Below are 21906 nucleotides of genomic sequence, written 5' to 3' on the forward strand. Positions count from 1 at the left end.
GTCATAGCCCTTGGCTTCGCCGCCGAACTTGGACGCCAGAACGGTCGTGATCGCCGCCGTCAGCGTCGTCTTGCCATGGTCCACGTGGCCAATCGTGCCTACGTTGACGTGCGGCTTGGTCCGCTCAAATTTGCCTTTTGCCATTTTTCTCTCCAGATAAAGAACATGCCCGTGTACGGTTTAACGTCTGCACTGTGTTGCTGATTCACTTCGCACGGGTACAAAGTGGCACACAATCGCAGACAAGGAAAAAAGCTGCCAGCCCCACAAGGGACCGGCAGCTGACGTTTTTACTTGGCGCGCGAAGCCATGATGGCTTCCGACACGTTGCGCGGGGCTTCAGAGTAGTGCTTGAACTCCATGGAGTACGTTGCACGGCCCTGCGACATCGAACGCAGCGTCGTCGAATAACCGAACATTTCGGACAGGGGCACTTCTGCCTTGATGGCCTTGCCGCCACCGACCATGTCTTCCATGCCCTGCACCATGCCGCGGCGTGAGGACAGATCGCCCATCACGTTGCCGGCGTAGTCTTCAGGCGTTTCCACCTCAACGGCCATCATGGGCTCCAGGATCACGGGGCTGGCCTTGCGGCAGCCTTCCTTGAAACCGAAGATGGCCGCCATCTTGAACGCGAGTTCGTTCGAGTCCACATCGTGGTACGAACCGAAGTGCAGCGTGACCTTGACGTCGACCACCGGGTAGCCGGCCAGCACGCCGGACGTGACGGCTTCGTTGATGCCCTTTTCCACCGCGGGGATGTATTCACGAGGAACCACACCGCCCTTGATGGCGTCGACAAATTCAATACCCTTGCCGGCTTCGTTGGGTTCAATCTTCAGCACGACGTGGCCGTACTGGCCCTTGCCGCCGGACTGGCGCACAAACTTGCCCTCGGCGTCTTCCACAGTCTTGCGGATGGTTTCGCGGTAAGCCACTTGCGGCTTGCCCACGTTGGCTTCCACGCCGAATTCGCGCTTCATGCGGTCGACAATAATTTCCAGATGCAGCTCGCCCATACCGGCGATCAGGGTCTGGCCGGACTCTTCGTCGGTCTTGACGCGGAAAGAAGGATCTTCCTGTGCCAGACGTTGCAGCGCAATGCCCATTTTTTCCTGGTCGGCCTTGGTCTTGGGTTCCACGGCCTGGGTAATCACAGGCTCAGGGAACACCATGCGCTCGAGCATGACGATGGCATCGGGATCGCACAGGGTTTCGCCGGTGGTCACATCTTTGAGGCCCACGCAGGCCGCAATGTCGCCGGCGCGGATTTCGCTGACTTCTTCACGGTTGTTGGCGTGCATCTGCACGATACGGCCGATACGCTCTTTCTTGCCCTTGATCGGGTTGTAGACGCTGTCGCCCTTTTTCAGGACGCCGGAGTAAACGCGCACGAAGGTCAACTGACCGACAAACGGGTCGGTCATCAGCTTGAAAGCGAGCGCAGAGAACTTCTCTTCGTCGTCAGCCTTGCGGGTAACGGGCGCTTCGTCTTCGTCCATGCCCTTGACGGGTGGAATGTCGATCGGCGACGGCATAAATTCAATCACGGCGTCCAGCATGCGCTGCACGCCCTTGTTCTTGAACGCAGAACCACAGTACATCGGCTGGATTTCGCTGGCGATGGTACGCGTACGGATGCCCAGCTTGATTTCAGCTTCGGTCAGGTCGCCTTCTTCAAGGTACTTGTTCATGAGCTCTTCGGACGACTCGGCGGCGGCTTCGACCATCTTCTCGCGCCACTCCTTGGCCAGCTCGACGAGCTCGGCGGGGATGTCGCTGTAGGTGAACTTCATGCCTTGCGAAGCTTCGTCCCAGATGATGGCCTTCATTTTCAGCAGGTCGACCACGCCGGTGAAGTTTTCTTCGGCGCCGATGGGGATGACCATGGGCACGGGGCTGGCCTTCAGGCGCAGCTTCATCTGTTCGACGACCTTGAAGAAGTTCGCACCGGTGCGGTCCATCTTGTTGACGAACGCGAGGCGGGGAACCTTGTACTTGTTGGCCTGGCGCCAGACGGTTTCAGACTGGGGCTGAACGCCGCCCACGGCGCAGTACACCATGCAGGCGCCGTCGAGCACGCGCATGGAACGCTCCACCTCGATGGTGAAGTCCACGTGGCCCGGGGTGTCGATGATGTTGATGCGGTGCTCGGGCAGGGACGTGTCCATGCCTTTCCAGAAGCAGGTCGTGGCGGCGGAGGTAATCGTGATGCCGCGCTCCTGCTCTTGCTCCATCCAGTCCATGGTGGCCGCGCCGTCGTGAACTTCACCAATCTTGTGGTTCACGCCGGTGTAAAAAAGGATCCGCTCGGTGGTGGTGGTCTTGCCGGCATCAATGTGCGCGGAAATGCCGATGTTGCGGTATTGTGAAATGGGGGTAGCGCGGGACATAAATTACTTTCAGTTCGGGGTTACGAACAAAGACTCGTTGAAAGACTGCCCGGCACCCGGGCAGTCTTTCATTTTTTCTACGCGTCTGCCGGCCGGAAGTGATGTTGTGCACGACACCCGGCTGGCAGAAATTGGGGTTGAACCGCCGGCAATCAAGGTGACATCACCTTGAAACCGCCCGGCAACCCGTCAATTCAGCGCAGCAAATACTGCAATCGAAAATTAGAAGCGGAAGTGGCTGAATGCCTTGTTGGCTTCTGCCATGCGGTGAACTTCGTCACGCTTTTTCATGGCACCGCCGCGGCCTTCGGTCGCTTCCATCAGCTCGTTGGCCAGGCGCAGGGACATGGACTTCTCGCCACGCTTCTTGGCGGCTTCCTTCAACCAGCGCATGGCCAGGGCCATACGGCGGACGGGACGCACTTCAACCGGCACCTGGTAGTTGGCGCCGCCGACGCGGCGGGACTTCACTTCAACCATGGGCTTGATGTTGCCGATGGCCATATGGAAGGCCTCGAGCGGATCTTTGCCGGGGTTCTTTTTCTCGATAAAGTCGAGCGCGCCATAAATGATGCGCTCTGCGACGGCCTTTTTGCCGCCTTGCATGATCACGTTCATGAACTTGGCGAGATCAACATCACCAAATTTCGGATCAGGAAGAATTTCACGTTTAGGGACTTCGCGACGACGTGGCATTTTTTCACCTCTTTGCTTCAGTTGGCATTGCCTTTGGCAACACCGCGAGAGTTATCAAAACCCTCACTTACTCGACCGGCACAACTATTTGCGCTTGGGTCACTTCGTTTCAAACACCTGCCAGGGCGAGTGAAACACCTGTTTTTGAAGAACTATCACAGACTTCCGTGACAACTTCTTCTGGCGCGAGCTCTCAGTGAAGAGAAAACCCGAGCCGGTTTGGCTTATTTGGCCTTTGGCTTCTTCGCACCGTACTTGGAGCGCGACTGCTTGCGGTCTTTCACGCCTTGCAAGTCGAGCGAACCACGGACGATGTGGTAACGCACACCGGGCAAGTCCTTGACACGACCGCCGCGAACCAGCACCACGCTGTGTTCCTGCAGGTTGTGGCCTTCGCCGCCGATGTAGGAAATGATTTCAAAACCGTTGGTCAGGCGCACTTTGGCGACCTTACGCAGAGCGGAATTGGGCTTTTTAGGCGTCGTGGTGTACACACGGGTGCACACACCGCGGCGCTGTGGAGAATTCTCCATCGCAGGGCTCTTGGACTTGATCTTTTCGACCTCGCGCCCCTGACGGACTAACTGATTAATGGTTGGCATTGATAACGTCCCTAAACGTCTGAAAACTGATTTACCGTGTTGATACGGCCACAAATATTTCCCGCCGTGAAAGCGGAAAAGCCTTCTAGTATAAACCGGTTAGGGAAAACGCTCAAGCAAAAGGCGACGGGCGCCAAGCCTGTTCGCAGGCAGGCCCTCGCAAACCCAACGCTTTTCCCGGGTTTTGCAGCCCTTACGAGCTCAATCCAGAAGAATGTTAGCGCCCACTCCGATCAAGTTGCCGCAGAAGCTATTTAATCCAGAGCCGGATAGCATCCCAGGCGCGGCCCAGAATGCCGGCCTCTTCCACCGTTTCCAGCGCGACCAGCGGCACTTCGGCCACCGGCGCCGGGTTGTCGCCCAGCATCACCTTGAGTGTGCCGAGTGCCTGCCCTTTGGTGAAAGGCGCCACCAGTGGGTCGGGCCGGGCCACCTGGGTTTTGACCTTGGGCGCGCTGCCGGCGGCGACCGCTACCACGATGGCTTGGGGGCGGCCCAGCTTCACGGTGGACGACTTGCCCTTCCAGACGGACGGCGTAACTACGGCCTGGCCAGCGTCAAACAGCTTCACGGCTTCGTAGGCGGTGTAGCCCCAGTTCAGCAGTTTCTGCGACTCATTGGCGCGGGCGCTGTCGCTGGATGTGCCCAGCACGATGGCCAGCAGGCGCCGCCCGCCCGGCGCGCCGGCAGCGCCCAGGTTGGGAAAGTCGCGCTTGGCCGTGGCGATCATGCAGTAGCCGGCGGCGTCGGTATGGCCGGTTTTGAGGCCGTCCACGGTCGGGTCGCGGAACAGCAGGGTATTGCGGTTGGTGTCATTGGCCACCGGCGTGCCGGGATAGCGGTATTTCTTGATAGCCGAATAGCCGATGTAATCGGGGAAATCCGTCATCAGGCGCGTGGCCAGGATGCTCAAGTCGCGCGCCGTGGTGGTGTGGCCGGGTTCTGTCAGGCCTTCGGGGTTCTTGTAGGAAGTCGATTTCATGCCCAGGGCCTTGGCCTGCTCGTTCATGAGCTGCACGAAATGCTCGGCTGTGCCGCCCACGCCTTCAGCCAGCGCCATGGTGGCGTCATTGCCCGACTGCACCACCATGCCCTTGATGAGGTCCTCGACGGGCACCTGCATTTTCGGGTCGATGAACATGCGCGAGCCCGGCATTTTCCAGGCGCGTTCGCTGACACCGAAGGTCTGCTTGAGGTTGATCTTCTTGGACTTGAGCGCGTCGAACACCAGGTATTCGGTCATCAGCTTGGTCAGCGAAGCCGGTTCGACCGGGGAGTCGATGTCCTTTGCGGCCAGGATCTGGTTGGCCGTGACATCCAGCAGCAAATAGGAGCGCGCGGCGATTTCCGGCGCTTGCGGCACCTGGGCGTGCGCCAGCGGCAGCACCGCGGAGAGAACCAGGAAAACGGCGGTGGTGAAGGCGCGCGGGCCCTGGATGGGTCGGGGAGCCTTGAGGGAAGCTTGCATTGGGGGTATCGCTGAAAAGTAGGAATTGAACGAAAGGACTGGCGGCGCGGGTCAGGCTGGGGGCGAAGACAGGTGGCGAACCACGAGATTTTTCAACAGGGGCAATTGTCCATGAAAGAAATGGCCGCCCCCGGGGACAACCGTAACAGGCAGCGCCTGCGGGCGCGCCCAGTCGAGCACGGCGGAGAGCAGAACGGTGTCGTCCTGCTCTCCATGCACGACCAAGGTCTTGAGGTGCGCAGCCTCGTCGATCGGCGCGGCCGGCGCACGGGTCACGCTGGTACCGACCAGCACCAGCTTTTCGATGTCGCGGCTGGCGGCCAGGCGCTGGAATGCATGGGTGGTGACGAAAGCGCCGAAGGAAAATCCGGCAAGCGCCAGCGGCTGCGCGGCGCTTGCCGGCGCGGCGTGCTCCACCACCGCCAGCAGATCCTCGAGCTCGCCCCGCCCTTCGTCGTGGTTGCCGGCGCTGCCGCCCACACCTCGAAAGTTAAAGCGCACCGCCGTCCATCCGCAGTGCACAAAGGCTCGCGCCAGCGTCTGCACCACCTTGTTGTCCATGGTGCCGGCAAACAGCGGATGCGGATGCGCGATGACCGCCACGCCACGCGAAGCGCCGGCGGGAAGGTCCAGCGCGACTTCAAGCGCGCCCGCCGGGCCTTCGATGAAGGATTTTTGGGTTTGGGAGTTCACGGAAACACTTTCAATCGAGGGGCCTAGCGCCCCAGGTGCGCGGGTGTGAGCAGGCGCTCAACCACCTTGCCGTTCTTGAGATGCGACTCGACGATTTCGTCGATGTCGCTGGCGTCCACATAGGTGTACCAGACTGCTTCCGGGTAGACGACGGCCACCGGGCCGGCGGCGCAGCGGTCCAGGCAGCCGGCCTTGTTGACCCGCACCTTGCCCGGCCCGGCCAGCCCGGCGGCCTTGACCTGCGACTTGCAGCGATCAAAGCCTTCCTGCGCGCGGTGGTCGGCGCAGCAGTCTTCGCCGTTGGCACGCTGGTTCAGGCAAAAGAAGATATGGCGTTCGTAATAGGAATTTTGTTCAGGCATGCAGTGACTTTAGAGGATGTTGTGTTCGATATGTTCCGCAGGCTCAGGCGGCCTCGACGACGAAGGCCGTCGCCTTCCTCACCAGCGGGAGAAGCAGCAGCAAAGTCGGGAAGGCAATGACCCAGGAAATGGCCCAGGCGCCCAGCCAGGTGCGCAGGACGCCGGGCGTGATCCCCACGCCCTTGAGCGTGCTGATGAGGGAGACGATGCAAGTCATGAAAAGCGACAGCAGCAAGGGTGTGACCCAGCGCGCGCTGCGTGCGGGGAGTTTGGAAAAACCGAAAAGGGTACGCGATGAAGATTTCGAAGAGTTCATACATGTTTCCATAAGCCGTCCAGTCAAGGCGCCTTTCCCGCGGCCGGAAGGCCAAAGGGAAAACACACGCCCGGCATGGCCGGCGGTGGTAGGCGCATTGATTGACGTAAACGCTTACGGCAACTCTTGAGGGAGATCGCGCTGCGATAGTAGCAGAAGACGGCGATTGCGGCATCAGGCCCGCGGTTCGCGGCCCGACAGCCGCACCAGCACGTAAAGCAAAGCCGCATACGGCCAGAGCCAGCCCAGCCATTGCACCACCCCGTGAAAACGGATGAAGCGGCCCTGCTCCCAGGTCTGCAGCGTCTGCGCGAAGTAGGGGTCCGCGGGCGCCTGGTTGAGCAGCCCCAGATGGATGGCCAGCGCCAGCAACGTAAGTGCCGCAGCGGCGCGGCGCGGCACTGCCAGCAGCAGCAACGCCAACACGGCCGCCAGGCCAATGCCCGCCTGCACCGGGATGTCCAGCCAGGCCCAGGCGTGGTCAGGCCCGTAACTCAGGGCGGCGGACAGCGCCGACGCGCCAATACCCGCCGCGATCGCCGCCGCCGAGAACGCCGTCCGTTGCCAGAGCGTGCGAATCACGCAATAGCCGAGCAGGCAGGGAATCAGCGCACCCAGCGCCACGCAGATCAGCTCCGCGATGGGCACCAGGGGCTGCAGCTCCACATCGCGCACCGGCATCCACTGCAGGAAAGGCGTGTCCGTCAGAACATCGGCCAGGGCCGCCTCCAGCCGCTCGAACACCTGCCCCAGGCCCATAGGCACGGACGCCGGAAACAGCAGGGCCATCGGCCAGAGCAGCAGCAGCACCAGCGCACCCCGCGCGTCCTGGGCAAACCAGCGCGCCCGAAAGCGGCCCCAGCGGTCCACCACGCCGGTCTTTTCCAGGGCCCAGGCAAAGCACGCGCCCAGCCACGCACCCAGCGTATTGAGCAGCAGGTCGACATTGGAGGGGATACGCGACGGCAGGTAGCTTTGCAGTGTCTCCATCGCCAGCGACAGCAGGCCGCAGGCCAGCACCGCCACCGTCACAGCCCAGGAGACACGCCGGCTGCGCAAGGCCGACAGCGCCAGTAAAAAACCCAGCGGCGCGTAACCCAGCAGGTTGGCGCCCACGTCAAAACCCGTCCAGTACTGCGGCAGCGGCGCCGTCAGGAAGCGAAAGGGAGAAATGCCCTGGTCGCGCCAGTCCGCGAAGGGATAAAGGCTGGCGTAAACAATCAGGCAGATGGCGGCCAGCGCGAGCGGCCAGGCAGTGGTCTTGTGAACACCCCCTGGATGTGGCACACCCCTATCGTTCTCACTGCGCTTCGCTTCGTGTAGTGCCTTTTCCCCTTGCAGGTGACGACGCGAGGCGCCCGGCGAAGCCGGTTCGCCCGCGTCTGCTGGTTTGGGAGGGGCCTTCTTCACTGTTTTGCCCGGTTGTGATCCTAGAAAGGCTTGACCACCACCAGAATGACCGCCGCTAATAACAACAGCACCGGCACTTCATTGAACCAGCGAAACCACTTGTGGCTGCGTGTATTGCGGTTGGCGACGAGCTTTGCCAGCAGGCGGCCGCAGGCGTGGTGGTAGCCGATCACCAGCGCCACCACGGCCAGCTTGGCATGCATCCAGCCGTTGCCCGGCCCGCGGCCTATGCCGTAACCCAGGTACAGCCATAGGCCAAAAGCCAGCGCCGGCACGGCCAGGATGGTCGTGAACCGCATCAGCTTGCGCGCCATCAGGACCAGGCGCTCACGCTCCGCCACACTTTCCGGCGGCACCATCGCCAGGTTCACAAAAATGCGCGGCAAATAAAACAGCCCGGCAAACCAGCTGGCGATAAAAACGATGTGGAGTGATTTGACCCAGAGCATGAGGTAGTTTAGTCCGCAGCTCGTCATCCTCAGTTCCGACGCATCGGAAGTTGAAGCGCAATGTCCGCGCGTTCAGAAATCCGTTTACCGGGATGAAGCGCAAGGCGCCCGGAGCGCAGGACACCGGAATGCACTCCAGTGCATGAGGATTCCGAGCACCGCGCAACGCAGCGATTCGCCCGGCAAACGGATTTATGAATGCGCGGGGGCAAAAAAATGCCCGGGGCGCTGGGCCACCGGGCTGGCAAGCCTTTTTGCTGTCACACGCAAAGGCCCCGCTCAGGGAGGAAAAGCGGGATGTAGCTGCCAAATTGGTAACCACACGTATTAATTCTAACCACCGCCGTCGGCCCTTGGCAATGATTTAATAAGCAACCTAAGAAACTTTCATGTAAAGCTGGGCAAGCGCAACCAAGCAGGGACCGCGCGCCAGGTACTTCATGGCGTTCGTGAAAGCCCTTCCCGGTTTTCACCGGGCCGCGTTTAAACAGTGAACAGCTTGCTAAAGCTTTGGCACAATTTGCCCATGACTTTCCACGCCTCCAACTTCGCCCCCTTTCCGGCGGGCCGCCCCCGTCGCCTGCGTCGCGATGCCTTCACCCGCAATCTGGTGCGCGAGCACACACTTACTCCAAGCGACCTGATTTATCCGGTATTTGTGGTGGACGGCAAACAGCAGCGCCAGCCGGTTGCCTCCATGCCCGGAGTTGAACGCTTGAGCCTGGACTTGCTGCTGCCGGTGGCCGAAGAGTGCGTGAAGCTGGGCATTCCGGTCATGGCGCTGTTTCCGGTGGTGGATGCCTCGCTCAAGACCTATGACGGCAAGGAAGCCACCAACCCGGACGGCTTGATTCCACGCGTGGTGCGCGAACTCAAGAAGAATTTCCCCGGCCTGGGCGTGATGACCGATGTCGCACTGGACCCTTTCACCACGCACGGCCAGGACGGCCTGCCGGACGAAAACGGTTACATCCTGAATGAAGAGACGGTGGCGATGCTGGTCAGGCAGGCGATGTGCCAGGCCGAGGCCGGCGTCGACATGGTCGCGCCCAGCGACATGATGGACGGCCGCATAGGCGCCATTCGCCAGGCACTGGAAGCGAAAAAGCTGATCCACACCCGCATCATGGCCTACAGCGCCAAATACGCGAGCGCCTTCTACGGCCCCTTTCGCGATGCGGTCGGCTCGGCCGGCAACCTCGGCAAGGCCGACAAAAAGGTCTACCAGATGGACCCGGGCAACAGCGACGAAGCCTTGCGCGAGGTGGCCATGGACATCGCCGAAGGCGCCGACATGGTGATGGTCAAGCCCGGCATGCCCTACCTGGACATCGTGCGCCGCGTGAAGGACGAGTTCAAGGTGCCCACCTTCGCCTACCAGGTCAGCGGCGAATACGCCATGATGAAAGCCGCCGCGCAGAACGGCTGGCTGGACCACGACGCCGTCATGATGGAAAGCCTGCTGGCTTTCAAGCGCGCCGGCGCCGACGGCGTGCTGACCTATTTCGCCATCGACGCCGCCCGCAAGCTGCGGCAAGGCTGAGCGGTGCGCGTTTTCACCATCAGCGCCGGCGGCAGCTCGGGGGTCACCGAAACCGACGCCCTGCCGGCCCAGCTGCCCGCCCAGGGCTTTGTCTGGATCGCATGCGCCCGCCGCGAGTTCGAGGTGCTGCAGGCCCAGATCCAGGCCAGCCTGCAACTGCTGTGCGGCACCCAACTGGTGGACCTGCATGTCTCCGACCTGCTGAACAACCAGTTGCCCTCGCACTACGACTACACCTCGCAGTACGACATCCTGGTGTTCCGCCGCCTGGCGGCCGGCCAGACCGAGACCGACCCCAGCCGGCCCGGTGAACCGCTGCAGGAGCGCATGAAACGCGGCGGGCCACCGGTGCTCAAGCGCATAGACACCAGTCCGGTCGGCTTCGCCGTGTTCGACAAGTTGCTGCTGACCGTGCATCCCGCCGATTGCGCGGTGCGCGATGCCTACGCGTCACGGCTGCTGAACGCCACCACGGCCGAGTCCCGCTCCAGCGGCGTCAAGCTGCCCGCCAGCCCCGCCGACATGATGCTGCGCATCGTCAACCAGATCGTGGACGGCTACCTGGAACTCAGGCGCGAACTCACGCGCCAGCTCGACCACTGGCAGTCCGAACTGCTCCGGCCCGGCACGCGCTTTACCAACTGGAGCTCGGTGCTCGACGCGCGGCTGGCCATGCACCAGCTGGACGAAATCTGCGAGGACCAGCGCTCGGCCGTGCAAGACTGGATCGACTCCGTGGAAACCTGGCCCGAGGGTGTGACGCCCGCCGCGGTGCGCGAACGCGAACTGCTCAAGGTGCGCTCGCGCGACGTTCTGGAGCATATCGAGCGCGTGGTCCACCACGTGCGCCGCATGGAGCAGAGCGCCGAGACCGCCGTGCAGATGCATTTTTCGGCGCAAAGCAACCGCACCAACGACATCATGCGCACGCTCACGGCGCTGACCGCCATCTTCCTGCCGCTGAACCTGATCACCGGCTTCTTCGGCATGAATTTCGAATTCATGCCCTTTCTCCACACCAGCAAGGGCTTCTGGTGGACCTTCGGCTTCATGGTCCTGATCGTCGCCGTGGTCGGGACGGTGTTCTGGCGCAAGCAATACATAGCCCGCACCCGCGGCTAGCCGCGCCGCAATCCCCAGTCCATTCGCAGGAGACACCGCCATGCCCGCTGCCTTCATCCGCCTCGTCTTCGCTGGCGCTTCCCTGCCGCGAGCGACCTGGCCGGTCATGCTGGCGGTCTCGGCCCTGCTGGCCGGCTGCGAAAGCCTGAGCCCCGCCGAATGCGCCACCGCCGACTGGCGCCAGCTCGGCGTGCAGGACGGCAGCCGCGGCCGCACCGATCGCGCCGCCGACTACTACGAATCCTGCAGCAAGGCCGGCGTGCCCGTGAATGTGGCGGTCTACCGCGCGGGCCGCACCCAGGGCCTGCAAAGCTACTGCCAGCTGGCCAACGCCCTCAACGAAGGCCTGGCCGGCAACAGTTACGAGGGCGTGTGCCCCGCGCCCATGGACCAGAACTTCCGCAACATCCACGGCATCGCCTGGCGCGACCAGGAGGCCCGGAAAAACCTGGCGCGGCTGCAGCGCGAACAGGACCAGATGGAGGCGGAGCTGCGCGACAGCAAAACCGCCGATGACCGCAAGCGCACGCTGCGCGAGCAGCTCTCACGCTCGGACCGCCGCATTGAAGAAGCCCGCTACGCGGTGCGCGACGCCGGCTACCAACTCGACCGCCTGCGCAGCGACATGCGCCAGCGCGGCCAGTACTGACGCAAGAGTCCCCCATGCAGCCCGGCACCCGGCCCAGCGCAATCGCGGGCGTGCGGGTGGGCTGCGCGGGCTGGAGCCTGCCGCGCGAAACCTGGCCGGAATTTCCCGAACACGGCAGCCACCTGGAGCGCTATGCCGCGCGCTTTAACGCGGTGGAGATCAACTCCTCCTTTTACCGCCCGCACCAGCCGGCCACCTACGCGCGCTGGGCCGGCAGCGTTCCCGCGGATTTCCGCTTTTCCGTCAAGTTGCCCAAGACCCTCACCCATGAAAAACGCCTGCACGGCGGCGAAAGCCTGCTGGATGCCTTCCTCGAGCAGGCCAATTGCCTTGGCGAAAAGCTCGGCTGCCTGCTGGTGCAACTGCCGCCCAGCCTGGCTTTCGACGCAGCCTCGGCCGGCGATTTTCTGGCCGGGCTGCGCCGGCGCCACGCTGGCAACGTCGCGCTGGAGCCGCGCCACGAGAGCTGGTTCACGGCGCCGGTCGACGGTTTGCTGAAAGAACTGAAAATCGCCCGCGTACTGGCCGACCCGGTGCTGTTCGACGCGGGCCGCGCGCCCGGCGGCGACCCGGCCCTGGTCTATGTGCGCTTGCACGGCTCACCGCGCATGTATTACTCGGCCTATGCGCCGGACGTGCTCGATGCGCTGCTTGTCCGGCTCAAACGCGCGGCGGCGTCTGACGCCTCGGCCTGGTGCGTCTTCGACAATACAGCCAGCGGCGCCGCGGTGCCTGACGCCCTGTACCTCGCACGGGGACTGGCGCGGCGCTGATTCCGCCGGCCCGCGCCGCCTGCGAAAGGAGGACACATGAAAAACCGCTTCAGCGGGAAGACCCCGCCCAAGGTCTGCGCGGACGACCTCACCCGCGAAAACGTTCAGTCCATGCGGCGCGTGGAAGAAATGGCGATGGCCAACCGCAGCCGCGCCGACCGCATGGCCGCCTTCATCGCCGGCTTCTGCGGCTCCATGCCTTTTGTCTGGCTGCATGTGGCCGCCTTCGCATGCTGGATTGCCTTCAACACGTGGCCGGGGCTGGGACATTGGGACCCCTACCCCTTCACCTTCCTCACGCTGGTGGTGTCGCTCGAAGCGATTTTCCTGTCGTCCTTCATCCTGATCAGCCAGAACTACGAACTGCGCGTCAGCGACAGGCGCAACCAGCTCGATTTGCAGATCAACTTGCTGACCGAGCAGGAAAACACCAAGATGATCCAGATGCTGGAGCGCATCGCCAAAAAAGTGGGCGCCGACGCCCCCGATCCGGACGTTCGCATCCTCAAGGAAGACACCGACCCGGAAAAGCTGGTGGCCCAGATCGAGCAGGCGCAGAACGAGAACCCGCCGAAGTAGACTCCCCACTCCTAAGAGCCGCTTACAAAATCCAGCGAAGCGGTCCTGGCTAGGCGCGTCGCCGCAGACAGTACACCAGTACGGCAAGGCGGCGCAACAACGCCAGGAGGGTTTTGTGAGTGGCTCCGCCTCAGACCCAGGGCTGGGCCAGCCCTTCGGCCTCGAAGGCCTTGATCACCGCGGGGCGTGCCAGCGCACGCTTCAAATAGGCACCCAGGTGCGTGCGGTCACGCGCCGGCTTGGATGCGAAGTTGCGCGTCCAGCGGCACAAGGTCAGCGTATAGATGTCCACCGCCGAATAGTTCGCGCCTAGCAGCCAGGGCTGGTCCTGCATTTTTTCCAGCCGGGCGAGCTCCGCGTCCAGCTGGTCCAGCATCAGGCCGACCTTGGCCTCGGCATGAGACTTCAGTTCGGCCACGCCCGCGCTGTTGCCCGCATCCATCCAGCGGTCGGTGTAGAAATAAATGATCAAGGTGGATTGCACGGTGTTGGTCAGCCAGACCAGCCACTTGTAGAAATGCGCGCGCTCCGCCGTGCCCAGCGCCGGGGCCAGGCCGGCCTCGGGATGCCTGTCGCACAGGTGCAGGCAGATCGCCGCGGTTTCGTAGAGCACCAGATCGCCATCGACCAGCGTCGGGATCAGGCCATTGGGATTGAGTTTGCGGTAGGCCTCCGAGCGGTGGGCGCCCGTGCTGGTGTCGACCAGGACTTTTTCAAACGGAACGCCCAGTTCCTGAAGCAGGATGTGGGGCGCCATGGCCGCGGAACTTGGAGAGAAGTGGAGTTGGTACATAAACATATTGTGCCCCTAGGGTCGCTCACTTCGTGCAGCGCCCCACCCCCGAGGGGTCGCCCGCCCGCGGCCCGGCCGCCCCCCGGCCCCGCTTGGCTGGAGCCCTCAGGAGCTCTTTAATTTCCAGCCGCCGTCGCAGTCGAGGATGGTGCCGGTGATGAAAGTGTTGGTGGTCAACAGCATTAGCGCTGCCGCCAGGTCTTCGGGCTTGCCGACTCGGCCGGCGGGCACCTTGCTGGCCAGCTCTTCAAACAGTTTGGCTCGTGCGGCCTCCGGCACCCGCGACCACCAGGGGGTATCGACTACGCCAGGCACCAGGGCATTGACACGCAAGGGCCTGAGCTCGGAGGCGAGCACCGGCACCATTGCTTCCAACGCCGCATTGATCGCTGCCAGGCCCGAAGTGCCAGGCTGCAAGGCGCGCGAAGAAATGGCGCCAACGAAGGTGATGGATCCATCCGCTTTCAGGGTCGGCAGGGCAGCCTGGGCGCACTGCAGCTGCGGCCAGAATTTGCCTTCAAAGCCCTTGCGCAACTCGGACAGGTTCAACTCACGGAACAAGCCCGCGCCTGAGGAGCCGGAGACGCTCAGCACCAGATGGTCAAAACCGCCTTCTGCCTTGAAGAACACAGCGCAGGCTGCCGCATCACCGGCATCAAGTTGCCGCGCCTGGACACCCAAGGCCTGCGCGGCGGAAAATTTGGCCGGGTCGCGCCCAGCCACCACCACCTCATGACCGGCGTCCAGCGCCAGCTTCGCGGTCGCCAGGCCGATGCCCGAAGTACCGCCTACAACGATGTATTTCATTCCACTCTCCCTGCGGGCTAGCGCAGCAGTTCGTTGCCGCGCATATTTCCATGAAATTTACAGGCAGCCCAACCACGCCGATAAACCGCCTCTTCAGCCCAGCTTCGCGGCGAAAAAGGCCAGCGAACGCTCACGCGCCAGCTTGGCCGCCGCCTCGTTGTAGGAGCCGCGCTGGTCGCAGTTAAAGCCGTGGTTGGCCGGGTAAACATGCACCTCGACCTCCGGATGCGCCTTGGTGAAAGCCTCAATGCCTTCCATGGGAATCCAGTGGTCCTGGTCACCGAAGTGGGCCATGACGGGGCACTTGGGCTGACGCTCGATTTCTTCCTCGGCCGTGATGCCGCCACCGTAATAGGGGATCGCTGCGGAGAGCCCGTCCAGCAGGCAGGCCGCGCGCCAGGTCAGCAGGCCGCCCCAGCAAAAGCCGATGATGCCGACCTTGCCGCCGCTGGCCTTGGCCGCATGGTCTATCGCCGCCTGCAGGTCTTGCAGCACGCCGGCGCCGGGCAAGGCGCTGACGGCGGTTTTGAGTTCAAAGCCGGCTTTCATGTCTTCTTCGCTGTAGCCCATGTCGACGCCGGGCTTGACGCGTTCAAAGGTGGCGGGCGCCACCGCCAGGTAACCCTGTTCCGCGAAACGGTCGGTGACGGCGCGGATGTGCGAATTGACGCCGAAGATTTCCTGCACCACCACAACACCGCCGCGCGGCTTGCCTTCGGGTTTGGCGACATAGGCCGGCACGGAAAAACCGTCGGCCGCGGTGAGTTGGATGAATTGGCCCATGGCGTGATGCTCCTTCAAGAATGGATGTGCGATAGATGGATGAATCAATCAGCCGGCGAAGCGCCTACGCGCCCGCCATCAGTTTGCGTTCGACGAAATCAAGCCGGTCCTGGCCCCAGAACAGCTCCCCGTCCACGACATAGCTGGGCGCGCCGAACACGCCGGCGTCAATCGCCTGCTGGGTGTTGGCCTCATAGCGCTCCTGTACCGCCTGGCTGAAGGACTGCTCCAGCCGCTCGGCGGGCATGCCGCATTCGGCGAGCAGCTCGGCCAGCACCTTTTCGTCGGCGATGTGGCGTTCACGCACCCAGACGGCGCTGAAGATCGCGCCGCCAATTTTCATCGCGGCCTCGCTGCCGTCATGCATGTCCACCGCGATGATGAGGCGTGAGGCATCGTCGCCGGAGACCGGGAAGTACTTGGGCTTGAGGTTCAGCGGCGCATGCAGGTAGTCCGAATAGCGCTGCAGCTCCAGCAGCCGGTAGGCCTGGCGCTGCGGCGCGCGCTGGCCCAGCGGCAACCCGCCGGAGATCGGGAACACCTTGCCGCCCAGGTCTATGGGCAACACCCGCACGGTGGCGCCCGCCGCGCGGGCAATTTGCGCAAAGCGCTCGTGGCCCAGGTAGGTCCAGGGGCTTTGCGGGGTGAAATAGTAATCAATAGTGGTGCTCAAGTTTGTCTCCGTCAGGGTCTCTGGATGGGGCTCCGCGCCGCCGGGCGGCCGGGCGGCCGGGCGTTGCACAAGGTACGGCTTAGGGTACATTGATCCGCCAAGCCCCTGTTTTTAACCGGGATTGCCATTTTTTGCTGGAGGTGTGGTTTGTCAAAAGTTGTTCTGATCACGGGCGGCTCGCGCGGCATAGGCGCGGCGTCGGCCCTGCTGGCGGCGCGCCAGGGCTGGGCGGTGGCTGTCAACTACGCCAGCAATTCGCTGGCGGCCGATGAAGTGGTGCGGCAGATCCGCCAGGCCGGCGGCCAGGCCATCACGGTCCAGGCCGACGTCGCCGATGAGGCGCAGGTGCTGGCCATGTTCGAGAAAGTGGATGCCAAGCTCGGCCGGCTGGACGGCCTGGTCAACAACGCCGGCGTGGTGGACCGCACCACCCGCGTCGACGCCATGACCCTGGCGCGGCTGCGGCGCATGTTCGAGATCAATGTGTTTGGCTCTTTCCTCTGCGCGCGCGAGGCCGTCAAGCGCATGAGCACCCGCCACGGCGGCGCGGGCGGCTCCATCGTCAACGTCTCCAGCGCGGCGGCGCGGCTGGGCGCCCCGGGCCAGTATGTGGACTACGCGTCCGCCAAGGGGGCCATCGACACCTTCACCGTTGGACTGGCCAAGGAAGTCGCCACCGAGGGCATACGCGTGAACGCCGTGCGCCCCGGCATCATTGACACCGACATCCACGCCTCGGGCGGCCTGCCCGACCGCGCCCGCGAGCTGGCGCCCCAGGTGCCCATGCAGCGGCCGGGTACCGCCGACGAGGTAGCGGAGTCCATTGTCTGGTTGCTCGGCGACAATGCAAGCTATACAACAGGCGCCCTGCTAGACGTAGCAGGGGGCAGGTAGGGATGGCCCCACCGCGCTTGCCACTGAGTTGTCATTAAGGAAGAACGATGGATTTCAAACCGCTTGTCACGCTGCTGGCCATCGTCAACCCGCTGGCCATCGTGCCCTTTTTCATCCACTACACGCAGGATTTTTCCGACGAGCAGCGCCGCCGCACCGTGTTGGTGGCCTCTTTCACGGCCTTTGTCGTGATTGCGATCAGCGCGCTGCTGGGCTTGCAGATCCTCGACTTCTTCAGCATCTCGCTGGCGAGTTTCCAGGTGGGCGGCGGCATGCTGCTGCTGATCAGCTCCATGAACATGCTGAACGCCCAGCCGGCCGAAGCCAAGCCCCAGACCAACGAAATGGAAGACGGCGCGGCCAAGGCGGCGCGCGGTGCCAGCATCGCCGTGGTGCCGCTGACGATCCCGCTGCTGACCGGTCCAGCCACCATGTCCACGGTCGTGATCTATGCCGAAAAAGCCAAGACCGCCCTGCAGCTATCCATGCTGGTCGGCTACGGCATCGTGATCGCCCTGGCCACCGCGATCTGCTTTTCGCTGGCAGAGCCGATTGCCCGCGTGCTGGGCAAGACTGGTATCAACGTGATGACGCGTTTGATGGGCCTGATCCTGGCCGCGCTGTCCGTCGAGGTGATGGCCGACGGCCTCGGGAAGCTGTTCCCAATCCTGCGCTCTTGAACGGCCTCACGCAGATGGCTGGCGCGCGCATCCTGCTGGTCGAAGACGACCCGGCGATTGCCCGCTCCATCATCTACACGCTGGAGCGCGACGGCCTCAGCGTCACCCACAGCCTGCTGCTTAGCGATGCCCGCGCTCAAATCAGCCGGCAGCCGCCCGACGCCGTGATCCTCGACGTGGGCCTGCCCGACGGCAGCGGCCTGGATTTTTGCCGCGAGCTGCGCGCCGCCGGCAGCCTGCCGGTGCTGATGCTCAGCGCCCAGGGCGAAGAGATTGACCGCGTCCTGGGGCTGGAGCTGGGCGCCGACGACTACGTGAGCAAGCCCTTCAGCCCGCGCGAATTGCTGGCGCGCGTGCGTAGCCTGCTGCGGCGCACGCGCATGCCGGCCCCCGCGCCGGCGCTTGCGGGCAACCCTTTCGAAATCGACCTCGCGGGCCAGCGCGTGAGCCTGCACGGCCGCCCGCTCAACCTGACGCGCCGCGAGTTCGGCCTGCTGGCCGACCTGCTGCGGCATCGTGGCCGCATCCGCTCACGCGATGACTTGCTGGGCGCGGTCTGGGGAACGGACTCGGACAGCACGGACCGCACAGTGGACACCCACATCAAGACCCTGCGGGCCAAACTGCAGGAAATAGCGCCGGGGCATGACTGCATCACAACGCATCGCGGTATGGGCTATTCCTTGGACATAGACCGCGCCAAAGGGAATTGAGATGCGCCTGGGCATACGCCTGCTGTTCGGTTTTTTCCTGGTCACCGGGCTGGCGGCGGTTTTCACGCTGCGCGTCTTTGTGGCTGAAGTGAAACCCAGCGTCCGCGAAGTCATGGAAGACATGATGGTGGACACCGCCAACATCCTGGCCGAGCTGGCCGGCGACGACCTGGCGGCCGGCGCCATTGCCGAAGGCCGCTTTGCCGGCCATGTGCGCAACTACGCCAGGCGGCCGATCGACGCGCAGATCTGGGGCCTGGCCAAGCAGTCGCTGGATTTCCGTGTTTACATCACCGACGCGGGCGGCAAGGTGGTGTTCGATTCCGAGAACGTGGCGACCGGCCAGGATTATTCGCGCTGGCGCGACGTGGCCCTGACCCTGCGCGGCGAATACGGCGCGCGCGCCACCCGCGAGGTGCAGCAGGACGACCGCACCTCGGTGATGTACGTGGCCGCACCGGTGCAGCGGGACGGAAAGATCATCGGCGTGCTGACCGTCGCCAAGCCGATGTCCACCATCCAGGCCTTCATAGACCGGGCCGAGCGGAAAATCCTGCTAAGCGGCGCGCTGCTGCTGGTGCTGTCGCTGGCCATCGGCGTGGCCGTGACGCTGTGGGTGGTGTGGAGCATTCGCAAGCTGCGCCGCTATGCCAACGCCGTCGGCCAGGGCGGCAAACCCGCGGTTCCGCAGATATCGGGCGAGCTTGGCGAGCTGGCCATGGCAGTCGATGCCATGCGCCTGAAGCTCGAGGGCCACGAGTACATAGAAGATTACGTGCGCGCGCTGACGCACGAGCTCAAGAGCCCGATCGCCGCGATCCGCGGCGCGGGCGAGCTGCTGCAGGACGAGCTTCCCGAAGACGCGCGCCGCGAGTTTTCGGGGCAGGTACTGGCCCAGTCCGCCCGCATGCAGGCGCTGGTGGACCGCATGCTCGAGTTGACGAAGCTGGAGCAGCGCCATGCACAGGTAGAGCGCGAGCGCCTTTTGTGGGCCGGCGTCCTCAAGCCCTTTGAGGCGGCGGGCGGCCGGGCCCAGCATGTCGTCAAAATCGTAATCAGCCCGGAACATGCCGGCGTGCATGCGGAGCCCGGCCTGCTGGGCCTGGCGCTGAGCAACCTGCTCGAAAACGCGCGCTCGTTCGCGCCCCAGGGCTCGACCATCACGCTGGAGGCCGGGCCGGATCGCATCGCCGTACAGGACAGCGGCCCCGGCGTGGCCGACTACGCCCTGCCCCGGCTGGGCGAACGCTTCTTTTCGACGGTACGCCCCGACGGCCACACCAAGGGCTCGGGCCTGGGGCTGGCCATCGTGCGGCAGATCATGCAGCTGCATGGCGGCCGCATGGTAGTGCGCAACACCCGGCCCGGCCTGCGGGTCGAGCTGTACTTCTAGCCTGGCCGCGCCCATCACCCTGCCACCTTCGCAGGCCCAGGTTTGGCCGGTTCGGCCTGCTTGAAGCGTGCATACCAGTCCACGCGGCGCGTCAGCATCATGATGGCGGCGAGCACGGCGAACAAGGCCACGGCGCCCAGCAGCAAGGCGGTTTGCTCCATCCGCAGCAAGACAAACAGCATGCCGTACAGCGTGGCGATGCCCAGGCCGAAGGGCAGGCCGCGCGACCAGCGGCCTAGCATGTGGCTGGCGTAAAAGGTGAGCAGCAGCACGCAGGCCGTCGAAGCAATGGCGTAGGCGGTTTCAAAAGGCATGTGCTCCGAGAGGCTCACCAGCAGCAGGAAAAACATGCTCATCGCGGCGCCGACCAGCAGGTACTGGATCGGATGCACGCGCAGCGATTTCATGAACTCGAACAGCCCCACCGCTAAAAAGGTGAGGCCGATGAACAACAGGCCGTACTTGGTGGCCCGGTCACTGAGCGCATAGGTGTTGGAAGGATCGACAAAGGTCACGTTGAAAGCCTCGACGCAACCGCTGGGGACCGAGCCGTCGCTGTAGGACGGGCAAACGGCCTTGCGCTTGCCCGCATCCACTTGCGTCACGTCCTGCTGCGCGGTGCTGGCCAGGGAACTGACGCGCCAACTGGCCTCAAAGCCGTCGTCCGTGATCTTGCGGTCCACCGGCAAAAACTGCCCGCCGAAACTCGGGTGCGGCCAGTTGGAGGTGATCTGCACCCGGGTGTCACCGCCCAGCGGCACGACTGAAATGCTTTCGGTGCCCACCAACTCCAGCGTCAGCTGTGCCTGCAGCGGCGCCGCGCCCACCATGGTGATGGGCAATGGCGCGTGCACGCCGCGCGGGTAGCTGCCGTAAAAAGTACCGGGTTTGAGCACCAACACCTGCTCACCGATTTTCACGCTGGCATGCCGGATGCCGCGCGAGTCGGACACAGCCATCATCAACAGCGGCTGGCCGCAATTCATGCGCGAACCGGCATGCTCGGACACGGGCTTGAGCACTTCGGTGTCGGTCCATTCAGCCACGATGTCGGCTTTGAGGTTAAACACCTGCGTCGCATGCAGGCCGCGGGCGCGCGCCTCGAGCTTGCTGCCGCCCTTGAGCGTGAGGGAGGCCGGTGCCGCCACCAGCAGGAATTCACGGCGCTCGGTCTGCACCTTCTTGCCCTCATACTTGACGTCCCATTCCTCGGTACAAGCCCGATGGATCAGCGGGCCCGTCAAAGTCTGCGGGCCGGCCAGGCTCTGCGCCACGCTCTGGATAGCAATCTGCCGGTAGGTCTGGCGGTCGTGCACCACTCCGCTGATCTGGAACAAGGCGAGGACCAGCAAGACCAGCACCAGTGCCAGCGCGAGGAGTTTTTGTTTCATGGCTTCCTTTCGTTTGAACAACGAGAGGAAGTGTGCAAACCCTGTGTGAGGCCAGGATGAGATCCGGGCCGCCTCTGTGAAGCGAGAGTGAAGAAGCCGGGGAAAGCGTCAGTGCGGGTGCACCTGCTCCGGCGCCTGGGCGGCCGCTTGACGGCGTATCAATTTGACCAGCTGGTTGCTGGTGTTGCGCAGGCGCTGCGCCATCATCTGCGTAATCTTGACCAGCAGCTTGGCGCCCACGCCGGGATGGTCGCGGATCAGCAAGGCGATTTCGTGGCGGCCCCAGACGCCGGCCTCGACCGCCTCGATGGCGGTGCAGGTGGCGTAGCGCGGCTCGCTGTCGAGCATGGACATATCGCCGATCGCCGCGCCGCCGCGCACCACCGCCACGCGCGACACCGCCGCTTCGGCGCCGCCATCAGCCTCGGCCTGGGCTGCATCGGCCGGCGACTCCAGGCGCTTGGTGACGTCGACCGTGCCCTTGAGGATCAGCATCATCCAGTCGCCGGCCTCACCCTCGCGGATCATCACCTGGCCCGGCTCGGCGCGTACCAGCAGCATGGACGCACCCAGGATGTCGGCCTCCGCGGGCGTGAAATCCTGCAGCAGCTGCGAGGTCTGCAGCAGGTCGGGGCCGTAGGCGCTCAGGCGTTCGCAGCAGCCGAAGACGTGCAACCCGGCGGCGTCCAGTTGTTCTTCCAGCGTTTTCATGGCGCAGGGCGCG

General features: G+C 63.8%; 25 protein-coding genes. 9 read left to right on the plus strand and 16 right to left on the minus strand.

The features are described 5' to 3' along the window. The 10 genes from AC1D1F_RS16415 to AC1D1F_RS16460 all read right to left on the minus strand — a co-directional run. The coding region (locus AC1D1F_RS16415; protein WP_477664961.1) for a GTP-binding protein at positions 1–144 on the minus strand (144 nt) is incomplete at its 3' end. A gap of 146 nt (positions 145–290) precedes the next feature. Further along, positions 291–2393, minus strand: coding sequence for an elongation factor G (gene fusA, locus AC1D1F_RS16420; protein ID WP_411880788.1), 2103 nt, complete (start codon positions 2391–2393; stop codon positions 291–293). Between the two features lie 222 nt (positions 2394–2615). Then, entirely contained in the window at positions 2616–3089 is a 474-nt protein-coding gene (gene rpsG, locus AC1D1F_RS16425; protein WP_011481226.1) for a 30S ribosomal protein S7, read from the minus strand. 224 nt (positions 3090–3313) lie between these two features. Then, positions 3314–3691 carry a 30S ribosomal protein S12 gene (rpsL, locus tag AC1D1F_RS16430; RefSeq protein WP_092130055.1) on the minus strand — a complete coding sequence of 126 codons (378 nt, stop codon included), beginning with the start codon at positions 3689–3691 and terminating at the stop codon, positions 3314–3316. Between the two features lie 250 nt (positions 3692–3941). Beyond that, positions 3942–5159: a D-alanyl-D-alanine carboxypeptidase family protein gene (locus AC1D1F_RS16435; RefSeq protein ID WP_477674937.1), complete on the minus strand. Its 1218-nt coding sequence runs from the start codon at positions 5157–5159 to the stop codon at positions 3942–3944. A 51-nt stretch (positions 5160–5210) separates the two neighbouring features. Beyond that, positions 5211–5852 carry an alpha/beta hydrolase gene (locus tag AC1D1F_RS16440; RefSeq protein WP_477674938.1) on the minus strand — a complete coding sequence of 214 codons (642 nt, stop codon included), beginning with the start codon at positions 5850–5852 and terminating at the stop codon, positions 5211–5213. A 23-nt stretch (positions 5853–5875) separates the two neighbouring features. Continuing rightward, positions 5876–6214, minus strand: a complete 339-nt coding sequence (locus AC1D1F_RS16445; RefSeq protein WP_477654288.1) for a (2Fe-2S) ferredoxin domain-containing protein — start codon at positions 6212–6214, stop codon at positions 5876–5878. Between the two features lie 43 nt (positions 6215–6257). Beyond that, positions 6258–6530: a DUF2798 domain-containing protein gene (locus AC1D1F_RS16450; protein ID WP_477674939.1), complete on the minus strand. Its 273-nt coding sequence runs from the start codon at positions 6528–6530 to the stop codon at positions 6258–6260. Positions 6531–6704: 174 nt separating this feature from the next. Next, entirely contained in the window at positions 6705–7817 is a 1113-nt protein-coding gene (locus AC1D1F_RS16455; protein WP_477674940.1) for a VanZ family protein, read from the minus strand. A gap of 143 nt (positions 7818–7960) precedes the next feature. Further along, positions 7961–8389, minus strand: a complete 429-nt coding sequence (locus tag AC1D1F_RS16460; RefSeq protein WP_477674941.1) for a CopD family protein — start codon at positions 8387–8389, stop codon at positions 7961–7963. A gap of 526 nt (positions 8390–8915) precedes the next feature. Between AC1D1F_RS16460 and hemB the strand changes: the two genes are divergently transcribed. From hemB to AC1D1F_RS16485, 5 genes are read left to right on the plus strand one after another with little or no spacing between them, the layout of a single operon-like run. Continuing rightward, positions 8916–9932 carry a porphobilinogen synthase gene (gene hemB, locus AC1D1F_RS16465; RefSeq protein ID WP_477674942.1) on the plus strand — a complete coding sequence of 339 codons (1017 nt, stop codon included), beginning with the start codon at positions 8916–8918 and terminating at the stop codon, positions 9930–9932. Between the two features lie 3 nt (positions 9933–9935). Continuing rightward, positions 9936–11054 carry a magnesium transporter CorA family protein gene (locus tag AC1D1F_RS16470; protein ID WP_477674943.1) on the plus strand — a complete coding sequence of 373 codons (1119 nt, stop codon included), beginning with the start codon at positions 9936–9938 and terminating at the stop codon, positions 11052–11054. 40 nt (positions 11055–11094) lie between these two features. Then, the gene (locus tag AC1D1F_RS16475) at positions 11095–11703 is read left to right on the plus strand and encodes a DUF2799 domain-containing protein (protein ID WP_477674944.1); all 609 of its coding nucleotides are present in this window, start codon (positions 11095–11097) and stop codon (positions 11701–11703) included. Positions 11704–11717: 14 nt separating this feature from the next. After that, positions 11718–12476 carry a DUF72 domain-containing protein gene (locus AC1D1F_RS16480; protein ID WP_477700778.1) on the plus strand — a complete coding sequence of 253 codons (759 nt, stop codon included), beginning with the start codon at positions 11718–11720 and terminating at the stop codon, positions 12474–12476. Positions 12477–12512: 36 nt separating this feature from the next. Then, entirely contained in the window at positions 12513–13055 is a 543-nt protein-coding gene (locus AC1D1F_RS16485) for a DUF1003 domain-containing protein (RefSeq protein ID WP_477674946.1), read from the plus strand. Between the two features lie 130 nt (positions 13056–13185). On the opposite strand, the gene AC1D1F_RS16490 is transcribed toward AC1D1F_RS16485, so the two are convergent. The 4 genes from AC1D1F_RS16490 to AC1D1F_RS16505 form a co-directional block, all read right to left on the minus strand. Then, positions 13186–13848 carry a glutathione S-transferase family protein gene (locus tag AC1D1F_RS16490; RefSeq protein ID WP_477675008.1) on the minus strand — a complete coding sequence of 221 codons (663 nt, stop codon included), beginning with the start codon at positions 13846–13848 and terminating at the stop codon, positions 13186–13188. A 105-nt stretch (positions 13849–13953) separates the two neighbouring features. Beyond that, positions 13954–14655 carry an SDR family oxidoreductase gene (locus AC1D1F_RS16495; RefSeq protein WP_477674947.1) on the minus strand — a complete coding sequence of 234 codons (702 nt, stop codon included), beginning with the start codon at positions 14653–14655 and terminating at the stop codon, positions 13954–13956. A 93-nt stretch (positions 14656–14748) separates the two neighbouring features. After that, the gene (locus tag AC1D1F_RS16500; protein WP_477674948.1) at positions 14749–15438 is read right to left on the minus strand and encodes a dienelactone hydrolase family protein; all 690 of its coding nucleotides are present in this window, start codon (positions 15436–15438) and stop codon (positions 14749–14751) included. 64 nt (positions 15439–15502) lie between these two features. After that, the gene (locus AC1D1F_RS16505; RefSeq protein ID WP_477674949.1) at positions 15503–16111 is read right to left on the minus strand and encodes a DsbA family protein; all 609 of its coding nucleotides are present in this window, start codon (positions 16109–16111) and stop codon (positions 15503–15505) included. Between the two features lie 147 nt (positions 16112–16258). Here AC1D1F_RS16505 and AC1D1F_RS16510 point away from each other — a divergent pair, with 147 nt between their 5' ends. From AC1D1F_RS16510 to creC, 4 genes are read left to right on the plus strand one after another with little or no spacing between them, the layout of a single operon-like run. Further along, complete coding sequence (locus tag AC1D1F_RS16510) at positions 16259–17005, plus strand: SDR family oxidoreductase (protein ID WP_477674950.1); 747 nt, start codon at positions 16259–16261, stop codon at positions 17003–17005. Positions 17006–17052: 47 nt separating this feature from the next. Then, positions 17053–17685: a MarC family protein gene (locus AC1D1F_RS16515; RefSeq protein ID WP_436155785.1), complete on the plus strand. Its 633-nt coding sequence runs from the start codon at positions 17053–17055 to the stop codon at positions 17683–17685. A 14-nt stretch (positions 17686–17699) separates the two neighbouring features. Continuing rightward, complete coding sequence (gene creB / locus AC1D1F_RS16520) at positions 17700–18398, plus strand: two-component system response regulator CreB (protein ID WP_477696989.1); 699 nt, start codon at positions 17700–17702, stop codon at positions 18396–18398. A 1-nt stretch (position 18399) separates the two neighbouring features. Continuing rightward, positions 18400–19791 (plus strand): two-component system sensor histidine kinase CreC, encoded by a 1392-nt coding sequence (gene creC / locus AC1D1F_RS16525; protein ID WP_477696984.1) that lies wholly within the window; start codon positions 18400–18402, stop codon positions 19789–19791. A gap of 14 nt (positions 19792–19805) precedes the next feature. On the opposite strand, the gene creD is transcribed toward creC, so the two are convergent. Together creD and AC1D1F_RS16535 are read right to left on the minus strand one after the other, a co-directional pair. After that, the gene (gene creD / locus AC1D1F_RS16530) at positions 19806–21182 is read right to left on the minus strand and encodes a cell envelope integrity protein CreD (RefSeq protein ID WP_477674953.1); all 1377 of its coding nucleotides are present in this window, start codon (positions 21180–21182) and stop codon (positions 19806–19808) included. Positions 21183–21290: 108 nt separating this feature from the next. Then, positions 21291–21893 carry a Crp/Fnr family transcriptional regulator gene (locus AC1D1F_RS16535; RefSeq protein ID WP_477674954.1) on the minus strand — a complete coding sequence of 201 codons (603 nt, stop codon included), beginning with the start codon at positions 21891–21893 and terminating at the stop codon, positions 21291–21293. Between the last annotated feature and the right edge of the window lie 13 nt (positions 21894–21906).

This window comes from Polaromonas sp. P1_H6 (genome assembly GCF_056405195.1).

Coding starts and splice junctions, on each gene's coding strand:
- AC1D1F_RS16500 (WP_477674948.1), bottom strand. CDS start 15,438: ATGGGCCAATTCATCCAACTCACCGCGGCCGACGGTTTTTCCGTGCCG.
- AC1D1F_RS16495 (WP_477674947.1), bottom strand. CDS start 14,655: ATGAAATACATCGTTGTAGGCGGTACTTCGGGCATCGGCCTGGCGACC.
- rpsG (WP_011481226.1), bottom strand. CDS start 3,089: ATGCCACGTCGTCGCGAAGTCCCTAAACGTGAAATTCTTCCTGATCCG.
- AC1D1F_RS16535 (WP_477674954.1), bottom strand. CDS start 21,893: ATGAAAACGCTGGAAGAACAACTGGACGCCGCCGGGTTGCACGTCTTC.
- hemB (WP_477674942.1), top strand. CDS start 8,916: ATGACTTTCCACGCCTCCAACTTCGCCCCCTTTCCGGCGGGCCGCCCC.
- AC1D1F_RS16480 (WP_477700778.1), top strand. CDS start 11,718: ATGCAGCCCGGCACCCGGCCCAGCGCAATCGCGGGCGTGCGGGTGGGC.
- AC1D1F_RS16490 (WP_477675008.1), bottom strand. CDS start 13,848: ATGTACCAACTCCACTTCTCTCCAAGTTCCGCGGCCATGGCGCCCCAC.
- rpsL (WP_092130055.1), bottom strand. CDS start 3,691: ATGCCAACCATTAATCAGTTAGTCCGTCAGGGGCGCGAGGTCGAAAAG.
- AC1D1F_RS16460 (WP_477674941.1), bottom strand. CDS start 8,389: ATGCTCTGGGTCAAATCACTCCACATCGTTTTTATCGCCAGCTGGTTT.
- AC1D1F_RS16435 (WP_477674937.1), bottom strand. CDS start 5,159: ATGCAAGCTTCCCTCAAGGCTCCCCGACCCATCCAGGGCCCGCGCGCC.
- creB (WP_477696989.1), top strand. CDS start 17,700: ATGGCTGGCGCGCGCATCCTGCTGGTCGAAGACGACCCGGCGATTGCC.
- AC1D1F_RS16475 (WP_477674944.1), top strand. CDS start 11,095: ATGCCCGCTGCCTTCATCCGCCTCGTCTTCGCTGGCGCTTCCCTGCCG.
- AC1D1F_RS16485 (WP_477674946.1), top strand. CDS start 12,513: ATGAAAAACCGCTTCAGCGGGAAGACCCCGCCCAAGGTCTGCGCGGAC.
- AC1D1F_RS16515 (WP_436155785.1), top strand. CDS start 17,053: ATGGATTTCAAACCGCTTGTCACGCTGCTGGCCATCGTCAACCCGCTG.
- creC (WP_477696984.1), top strand. CDS start 18,400: ATGCGCCTGGGCATACGCCTGCTGTTCGGTTTTTTCCTGGTCACCGGG.
- fusA (WP_411880788.1), bottom strand. CDS start 2,393: ATGTCCCGCGCTACCCCCATTTCACAATACCGCAACATCGGCATTTCC.
- creD (WP_477674953.1), bottom strand. CDS start 21,182: ATGAAACAAAAACTCCTCGCGCTGGCACTGGTGCTGGTCTTGCTGGTC.
- AC1D1F_RS16450 (WP_477674939.1), bottom strand. CDS start 6,530: ATGAACTCTTCGAAATCTTCATCGCGTACCCTTTTCGGTTTTTCCAAA.
- AC1D1F_RS16445 (WP_477654288.1), bottom strand. CDS start 6,214: ATGCCTGAACAAAATTCCTATTACGAACGCCATATCTTCTTTTGCCTG.